The 7979-nt window shown below is 58.3% G+C and carries 7 protein-coding genes and 1 pseudogene; 6 read left to right on the forward strand and 2 right to left on the reverse strand.

The window, feature by feature from the left end; genetic code table 11:
* The first annotated feature begins 40 nt into the window (after nucleotides 1-40).
* From GOW56_RS20910 to GOW56_RS20930, 5 genes are all read left to right on the forward strand, one after another.
* Nucleotides 41-1981 (forward strand): type I secretion protein, encoded by a 1941-nt coding sequence (locus tag GOW56_RS20910; RefSeq protein ID WP_171207085.1) that lies wholly within the window; start codon nucleotides 41-43, stop codon nucleotides 1979-1981.
* Between the two features lie 191 nt (nucleotides 1982-2172).
* On the forward strand, nucleotides 2173-4236 hold the full coding sequence (locus GOW56_RS20915; protein WP_371807933.1) for a type I secretion system permease/ATPase: 2064 nt from the start codon (nucleotides 2173-2175) through the stop codon (nucleotides 4234-4236).
* A gap of 2 nt (nucleotides 4237-4238) precedes the next feature.
* On the forward strand, nucleotides 4239-5591 hold the full coding sequence (locus GOW56_RS20920; protein ID WP_171207087.1) for an HlyD family type I secretion periplasmic adaptor subunit: 1353 nt from the start codon (nucleotides 4239-4241) through the stop codon (nucleotides 5589-5591).
* Nucleotides 5592-5670: 79 nt separating this feature from the next.
* On the forward strand, nucleotides 5671-6048 hold the full coding sequence (locus GOW56_RS20925; protein ID WP_171120798.1) for a rhodanese-like domain-containing protein: 378 nt from the start codon (nucleotides 5671-5673) through the stop codon (nucleotides 6046-6048).
* A 93-nt stretch (nucleotides 6049-6141) separates the two neighbouring features.
* On the forward strand, nucleotides 6142-6327 hold the full coding sequence (locus GOW56_RS20930) for a hypothetical protein (RefSeq protein ID WP_171207088.1): 186 nt from the start codon (nucleotides 6142-6144) through the stop codon (nucleotides 6325-6327).
* On the opposite strand, the gene GOW56_RS20935 is transcribed toward GOW56_RS20930, so the two are convergent.
* Nucleotides 6328-7086, reverse strand: a complete 759-nt coding sequence (locus GOW56_RS20935) for an alpha/beta fold hydrolase (RefSeq protein WP_171207089.1) — start codon at nucleotides 7084-7086, stop codon at nucleotides 6328-6330.
* Between the two features lie 91 nt (nucleotides 7087-7177).
* Here GOW56_RS20935 and GOW56_RS20940 point away from each other — a divergent pair, with 91 nt between their 5' ends.
* Nucleotides 7178-7552 (forward strand): hypothetical protein, encoded by a 375-nt coding sequence (locus GOW56_RS20940; protein ID WP_171120804.1) that lies wholly within the window; start codon nucleotides 7178-7180, stop codon nucleotides 7550-7552.
* Nucleotides 7553-7826: 274 nt separating this feature from the next.
* On the opposite strand, the pseudogene glyA reads toward GOW56_RS20940, so the two are convergent.
* Nucleotides 7827-7979: pseudogene (glyA, locus tag GOW56_RS21955) on the reverse strand (serine hydroxymethyltransferase); the annotation flags it as partial.

The following is a 7979-nucleotide window of genomic DNA, read 5'->3' on the forward strand; positions in this document are numbered from 1 at the left end:
CGGAAATTACGAGCCGCCGCGGGCAAAAAGGATAACCGACATGGCACTTGACGGTATTACGGAAACGATAGCGCATTTTGTTGGAACTTTTGAGCTTACGATAGAACAAGCCCGCCTGAGGGATCAGTACGAAGAATTCAGCGCCCTGAGGCGTAAAGCCGAAATAGACGGGCTTGACGAGCCTACCTCGATCAACATCAAAGCTGATCTGGATGTCCCGGCGGGCGAATACAAAGCCCTGCCATTCAATTTTCTTCCCTCTCAACCAGAACTTCCGTTGCCGAAGGCTCCTGTCGGGCCGGTGCATGAGTCGGTCATCATCCTCAATGGTGACAGCGCGGAATCCACGCGATTTGTTCCAGACAGCGTATCCGGCCCGTCTTCTGCACCGGAACTGATTATTCTGCGACCGGATACGGTGCCGCTGGGTTCGGCAATGACGTTCACCGTGCAAAAGGTGGTCATGCGCGACAACGACACGGTGGGGGAAGGGGACTTTCGCGATACCGAGGCGCTGATCGCCCAGGGCGAAGAGATGATGGACATGGCGCTGTCGCTTCATGCCATGGCAGCCCCTTCGCTTTCGCTCGCGGATTACAAGTCGACCGAAATGCTCGAGGCGCTGGCCGAACAGATGTTGGCCCCGGCAAACGCGAATATCGACGGGGTCACGGTACATCAGTTTCATGGCAATGATGCGTTGGGGGTGATCGTAAACGGTAAGTACGTTGAAGAAGCTCCGATATGGACAGACATCCTGCCTGCGTTCCATCAGCCGGATGAAGCCGGAGAGGATGAGGCAGAGGCCATGCTTCCGGCCGAGTGGGATCAGTCGAAAGATCCTGACTTTGACGACGGACACCTGGTCGTGACCGGAGGGAACCTTGCGATCAATGCTGTCTCGGCATCTGTAGGTTGGGTTGATGCCCCCTATATCGCCGTCGGAGGGCAGGCGATCAGCCTGACCGCCATCAGCCAGGTTGCGCTTGTGTCAGATTGGGATGTGGGGGCGCCGGGAACGGGCAGCGGCACCAATGTGATTCAGTCCTCGAAGATCGAAGTCGAAGGCCGAGATGCCCCCTGGCTGGACAATGGCGCCGGAACAAGCGGACAGCCTGACTTCATCGTTGTGGATTGGGTCCACGGGGATCTGGTTGTGGCCAACTTCGTCAAGCAAGTTATCGACGCCACGGATATCGACAACATACAGACCGAGATTTCGGCCGCATCGACCTTGTACGCGCTGGGCGACAACGAAATGTTCAATGTCACCGACATCGTGCAGCTGGGCAGTTTTTACGACCTGATCATGATCGACGGGAATATGATTTCCGTGGACATGTTGTACCAGACCAACGCCCTGATGGATGACGATATCATCAGCGGCGGTATGCCCGGCGCAATGGCCGGAGATGATGAAAACGTGATCATGAATGACGCGTCGGTCAAAACGGTAGGCGCAGATACACATCAGGATTTGCAGCAGAACCTGTCCGACGCCATGGCGCTTGATCAAACGGATGTGGATGCGTTGGAGAATGCGCTGCTCAACGATCCCTTGTTTGCAGGGATGGAGCAGTTGCGCGTGCTCAAGATCGACGGAGACTTGTTGCAGGTGAACATCGTTGAACAGGTCACCATGATGCTGGATCAGGATCAAATTGACCTGTCCGGTCCCAGTGCCGCCGATACCGATGTCGTCGCAGGCAGCAACGCCCTTTTGAACTCCGTCAATCTGACCAAAATGGGTGTGGATTCGACGGTCATGGCCGCTGACGGATCTTATTCTGACCTGCTGCTTCATCAGGCCAGCCTGATTGACGTGCCGGACAACCAGGAAATCACAGATATGACCAACGAGGCGATCGCCGCAATCATGGCGGACATGTCTGTGCCGCAACCGGATGCGGCCCTGGCACTGGACGCACAATCCACTGACACAACGACACCAGATGACGGCCTGCAATCCATGCTGGCCTGACCCCCCAAGTTTTTATCGAGTGACCAGAAGGTTTGTATATGTCGATTGTTTTTTCGTCGCGCCGTCCACTCTTATCCAGTCCACTGGACAGGCAGGGCGGTTTGGGCCCGAAGCGCCAGCGCGCAGACGGTGGGGCAGATCCAGCGACACAACGGGTCAAAGCCCGGTTGCACCTGACGCAGGAGATGCGCGTGTCTGAGTCAGATCCAGATTCGACGGTTGAAACCGAAGCGCCACAGCAATCCAAAGACCAAAAACACTCACGCGAACAACGGCGCGCTGATCCTCCCCATCAGCGTGCGCAGCCGCAACCCGCGCAAGATGAAGAGCCGGCGGGTGGCGGCAATGGGGTGGCCGATGCCGACGGCCCGGATCCGGCATCCGCCGGGGACTCGACTGCGCGCAAGACCCCCTCTGCACGCGCATCCGGTGAGAACGGCATAGGCACCACGATCGAGGCCAAGGCAAACCAGCCACTGTTGCAAACGAATTCCGGCGGCGGTGATGGGAACGGGCCACCCCAAACCTTCCACAAGCGCACCCCGCCCGAAGATTTCCAGCGCACGTTGCGCGTTTCGATGCGGGCGATCCGGCGCAATCTTGCGTTTGTTCTGGTCCTGACCTGCGCCACGAACATCCTGATCCTGGCGATCCCGATCTATCTGTTCCAGATCAGTGACCGTGTTCTGACCAGCCGGTCGCTGGACACGCTGATCATGCTGACGGCCATCGTTGCAGGGGCGGTGATCTTCCAGTCTGCTTTTGATGCGGTGCGGCGGTTCATGCTCATGCGGACCGGGGTCGAAGTGGCGGCCCGGCTGGGCGCACCGGTTCTGAGCGCGGCGGCGCATGCGTCGCTGCACGGAAACGGGCGCGAGTATCAGACATTGGGCGATCTGCAACAGCTTCGTGGTTTTCTGGTCTCGGGCACGCTGCTTTCATTTCTGGACGTGCCGTTTGCACCGCTGTTCATTCTGATGATCTTCCTTGTGCATCCGCAATTGGGCATGATCGTGGTGGTTACGGCGCTGATCCTGATGACGATTGCGCTTATCAACCAGAAAACGACTGCCAAGCCGTTTGCCGAGGCCAACAAGGCACAGTCCATGGCGAACCTGCATCTGGATTCGATGTCTCGCAACAGTCAGATCATTAATGCTCTGGCAATGATACCCGAGGCCGTGCGGATCTGGGGGCGGGATACCGCCCAATCGCTGACCTGGCAGGTGCGGGCACAGGACCGCAACGTGATCTTCGCTGCAATCTCGCGCGCCGTTCGCCTTTTGACGCAGATCGGAATTCTGGGTTGGGGCGCGTTTCTGGCGCTGCAAGGAGAGATCACAGGCGGTATGGTGATTGCGGCCTCGATCATTGCTGGGCGTGCCTTTGCGCCGATTGAAGGTTCGATTGAAGGATGGAACAGCTATCTGCTGACGCGCGGAGCTTACGGCCGGATCAAGGCGCTTCTGTCGACCTCGGCCCTGCAATACGAAAAACTGCGCTTGCCACGGCCCGAAGGTCGTCTGGATGTCGAACGTCTGCTTTATGTACCGGGCGGAACCAAACGCGTGGTTCTGAACGGCATCACGTTCTCGCTGGTTCCCGGCGAAACTTTGGCCATCATCGGCAATTCCGGTGCGGGGAAAACCACGCTTGGAAAAACTCTGGTGGGATCCATCCTGCCCACATCGGGCAGCGTCAGGCTTGACCTGATGGACATCCGAAACTGGGACCCGCGCCAGTTTGGCGAAAGCATCGGCTACCTGCCGCAGGATGTTCAGTTGTTCCCGGGCACGATCAAGGACAATATCGGCCGGATGCGGGCGGATGCCACTGACGAACAGATCCATGATGCCGCCGTTCTGGCCGATGTTCATAACATGATTGCAACGCTGCCGCAGGGATATGAGACCGTGGTGGCGGCTGATGGCTCGCCTTTGTCCGGTGGTCAGAAGCAGCGTATCGCACTGGCACGGGCGTTCTTCGGCAACCCCAGAATGGTTGTGCTGGATGAACCGAATTCAAATCTCGACGTCGCGGGCGACAAGGCGCTGGCATGTGCAATCGAACAGGCACGTCAAAGCAAGATCACCGTTGTCGTCATTACGCAGAAGCCAACGTTGTTGAATGTTGTCGACAAGATCATGCTGCTGACGGATGGGCGTGTGGCCCTGTTCGGTCAGCGTGATCAGGTTCTTCAGCAGATCAACGGGCCGCGCAAGCAGACTGGAATTGAAGGCCAGCAGGGGGGCTGACCATGAATGACCTCGTACCTGTGAACAACTCATCCAATGAACCAGAAGTCTGGTATGCTGAGGTTCCGCGCTCGATCAACAGGTTGATAGTGATCGGGGTGGTCTTGCTTGTCGTTTGCTTCGGCGGTTTCGGGGTCTGGTCGTTCAGTGCCCCGCTGGCCGCAGCGGTCATCGCGCAAGGCAGCTTTGTTGCCACGGGCCGAAACAAGATTGTGCAACATCTTGAAGGTGGTATCATCGAAGACATCAAGGTTGTGGAAGGTCAGGCGGTTCAGGCAGGTCAAGTGTTGATGACCCTGGACCAGACCTCGGCCCAGGCCAATGAGCGTGAATTGCATATTCGCAAGCTGCGCCTTCAGGCCATGACCGAGCGGTTGCTGGCCGAGTACGGGGAACGCGACCGCCTCGTGTTTTCGCACGCGCTTGTCGAAGCATCAGAAGATCCTGAAGTAATGGCCATTCTGGATGGTCAAAAGCTCAGCTTTGATGTGTCGCGCAAGACGCTGCTGAATGACTTGGCTTTGCTGGAGCGCAATATGGAAGCGCTGAAAATCCGATCCAGCGGATTTGAGGCGCAACTGGATAGCATGGCCCGGCGCGCCGAGATATTGCAGGAGGAATTTGAGGCCAAAAGCCAACTGTTCGAAAAGGGCCTTGTCCGCAAAGGGGAGTTGAACACGATCCGTCGTGTTCAGGCCGAAGCCGAAGGTCAGCAGGCCCGGTTGCAGGCGGAAGCCGCTGAAATCAACCAGATGCTGCTGAAATATGACGAACAGATCGCGCGTACGCGGTCCGCCTATCGTGAGGCCGCACTGGATGAACTGGGCGTGATCGAAGCCGATCTGGAAAGCGTGCGTGAAAAATCCCGACAGGCGCGCAGTGTTCTTGACCGGGCCGTGGTGCGTGCGCCGGTAACCGGAACGGTGGTGCGATTGCATTATCACACGCCGGGCGGTGTGATTGAGACCGGGGAACCGATAGCCGAGATCCTGCCCGCAGATGCGCCCCTGATCATCGAGGCACAGATTCCGCGTACCGAGATTGACAGTGTCGTCACGGGGCAGACCGCCACAGTCCGCCTGATCGCGTTGAACCAACGCACGACGCCTGTTTTGTATGGCGAGGTGTTCTATATCTCGGCCGATGCGCTGCTTGAGGATTCGACCGGTGTTCCGCAGGAAGTCTATCTGGCACGAGTCTCACTGACCCCGGATGAGTTGCAGCGCGTGCGCGGCTTTGTTCCGACACCGGGGATGCCCGCTGAAATCATGATCCAGACCGAAGAGCGCACCTTTGCGGCCTATATCGCCAAACCGGTATCAGACAGCATGTCGCGCGCGTTTCGCGAGCAGTAACACGCGCGTTTCCTTCCATGTCTACACCTTCCAAAATTCGCATGTTAACCTCTGCGCGGTGACGTGAAGGAGAAATCGCATGCCGGTGACGGTGAAAGAGATGATGGAAGCGGCCAACGCGGTGGTCGAGCGTATCGATGCGGCCAAGGCAAAGGCGATGACCGAACAGGGGGCGCTGCTGTTGGACATTCGCGATGCGAATGAGCTGGAACAGACGGGCCGCGCCGTCGGAGCGCATCATATACCCCGCAGCATGCTGGAGTTTCGGGCAGAGGATGCATTGCAATCACATGACCCTGAACTGCGCAAGGATCGCCCCATCGTGTTGTACTGCGCATCAGGCGGGCGCGCGGCTTTGGCCGGAAAACTCCTGAAGGATATGGGATACCAGAGGGTGTACAATCTTGGTGGATTGACGGACTGGGTGAATGGGGGCGGTGAAATCGCCAAATCCTAGCTTCGGAACCGTCTGAAACTGACACAAATCAAAGTACAACACATTCGAATCGTGAAATATTTGGCCGGAAGCCATCAAAAGGAAAGCCCGGCCATGTTTCGCCTTGCCGCTATGCTGTATTCACTGATTGCAACTGCTCTGTCTGGTTCGGCCGTAATCGCCGTGCTGTCGGCCGGAATGGTGTCCGTCAGCGCAATTGTAGGCGCCGCGGCCGCGGGGGCCGTAGTCGCCGCTCCGGCATCCTGGATGGTGGCCAGGCGGCTGTATCAAGGCGTTTGATCAGGCGTTCAGGAAGGTTCTGACGGCAGCTTCGAACTCGCGCGGTTTTTCGGCGTGCAGCCAGTGCCCGGCGCCGGGGATCTTGGCAAATCGCGCGCCGGGGAACAGTGCGCGGATTTTGGCCCGATGTTCCGGCAAGACGTAATCTGACTCGCCCCCCGACAGGAACAGCACGGGGCCTTGCCACTGGGCGTCCAACTCGGGAAAGCCCATGATATTTGGCATCTGGTCCGCCAACACGTCCAGGTTCAGCAGCCAACGCTTTCCCTTGATGTCTAGCGATTGGGTGAAGAAGCTCTGCAATGCTTTTTCAACGCCTTGCTCGGCCAATTGCTGTTCGGCATCCGAGCGGCGTGTAATGCGCGAGAAGTCCACGGCACACATGGCCTCGATAAATTGAATTTGGCTGTGCGTGTATTTCACCGGCGCAATATCTGCGACCACCAGTTTGTTCACCAGCGCGCCGTGTTGCAGCGCAAGTGTCATCGCGGCCTTGCCGCCCATTGAATGCCCAAGTACGTCTGCCGTCCCGCCGATCCGTTCGATGACCTCGGCGATATCCTGCGCCAGATGGGGATAGTCATGACAAGCGTCCCACGTGCTGTAGGCGTGGTTACGCATATCGACGGCCACAACCTGCCGCTGGTCTGATAGCCGTCTGGCAATCACGCCCCAGTTTCGGGCCGACCCATACAGGCCGTGGGCAATGACAAGGGGCGGTCGGGCGGTCGGTTCGCCATATATGATGGTGTTCAGCATGTACCGCGTGATACAAGTCACCGCCGGAAACGACCAGCCCCATTGTAGGTAATGGGCGCTGCCGCTAGATTGCCTCGGCAGGAGGCCACCAATGGCGCAGGACCCAGACATTCAGACCCGGATCGCCGAAACGGTTGTGTTGCTGCGCGCAAAGCTCGGGGTGCGCGACAAGACGCTCGAGGCATCAATCCGCAAGGCCAAGCGCCGACTGCCGCGGCGCGTCTACAAGCAGGCCTTGATTCTGGCCCGGGCCGAGGCGATGGCCTCTCATCCCAAATTGAGGCTGGTTCTGGACAACCCCAAGCTGATCGAGGCGTCCGACGTGGTGCAGGAACATCTGGGGTCCATCAATCTTGCGGATCGCAGATGGGGTTGGTTCCTTGGCCTGCTGGGGGGGCTGGCCTTCAACATGCTGGCACTGACGACTCTTTTGCTGGTTTTTCTGTGGTGGCGCGGCTTGATCTGAGCTTGGATTCTGGACACGCGCCAAGGTCTGAACATGGCGCAAACCCCTGTGTGCGGTGACATCGAATGCACGGATTCGGTGTGACCAGCTGCGCGAAAGGCTGGTCGGGGCGAAAAAAAAGCGCGTATTGACCAGAATGGCTTGGGCGACCGTGGGGCCCGGGACCTTGCCCAAAACACCGGATTTGCGTTGGGCGAGATCCAGAACGTTTTCAGGGATCTGACGCAAGAAAACGGCGCCTCATGGCGCCGTTCCGTGTTGGAGGATGGACCAGTTACAGGTTCGGATAGATCGGGAAGCGTGCGCAGAGGTCTGCGACTTCGGCTTTGACCTTAGCTTCGACGGCGCCATTGTCGTCTTCGCCATTGGCAGCCAGGCCGTCGACCACTTCGATGATCCAGTCGGCGATCTGGCGGAATTCGACCTC

The sequence above is a fragment of the Ruegeria sp. HKCCA0235A genome (assembly GCF_013033235.1).
Lineage (GTDB): Bacteria > Pseudomonadota > Alphaproteobacteria > Rhodobacterales > Rhodobacteraceae > Ruegeria.

Bases quoted from the DNA above. Each gene is read 5' to 3' on its own strand.
- GOW56_RS20910 (WP_171207085.1), top strand. From the start codon at position 41: ATGGCACTTGACGGTATTACGGAAACGATAGCGCATTTTGTTGGAACT.
- GOW56_RS20920 (WP_171207087.1), top strand. From the start codon at position 4,239: ATGAATGACCTCGTACCTGTGAACAACTCATCCAATGAACCAGAAGTC.
- GOW56_RS20925 (WP_171120798.1), top strand. From the start codon at position 5,671: ATGCCGGTGACGGTGAAAGAGATGATGGAAGCGGCCAACGCGGTGGTC.
- GOW56_RS20930 (WP_171207088.1), top strand. From the start codon at position 6,142: ATGTTTCGCCTTGCCGCTATGCTGTATTCACTGATTGCAACTGCTCTG.
- GOW56_RS20935 (WP_171207089.1), bottom strand. From the start codon at position 7,086: ATGCTGAACACCATCATATATGGCGAACCGACCGCCCGACCGCCCCTT.
- GOW56_RS20940 (WP_171120804.1), top strand. From the start codon at position 7,178: ATGGCGCAGGACCCAGACATTCAGACCCGGATCGCCGAAACGGTTGTG.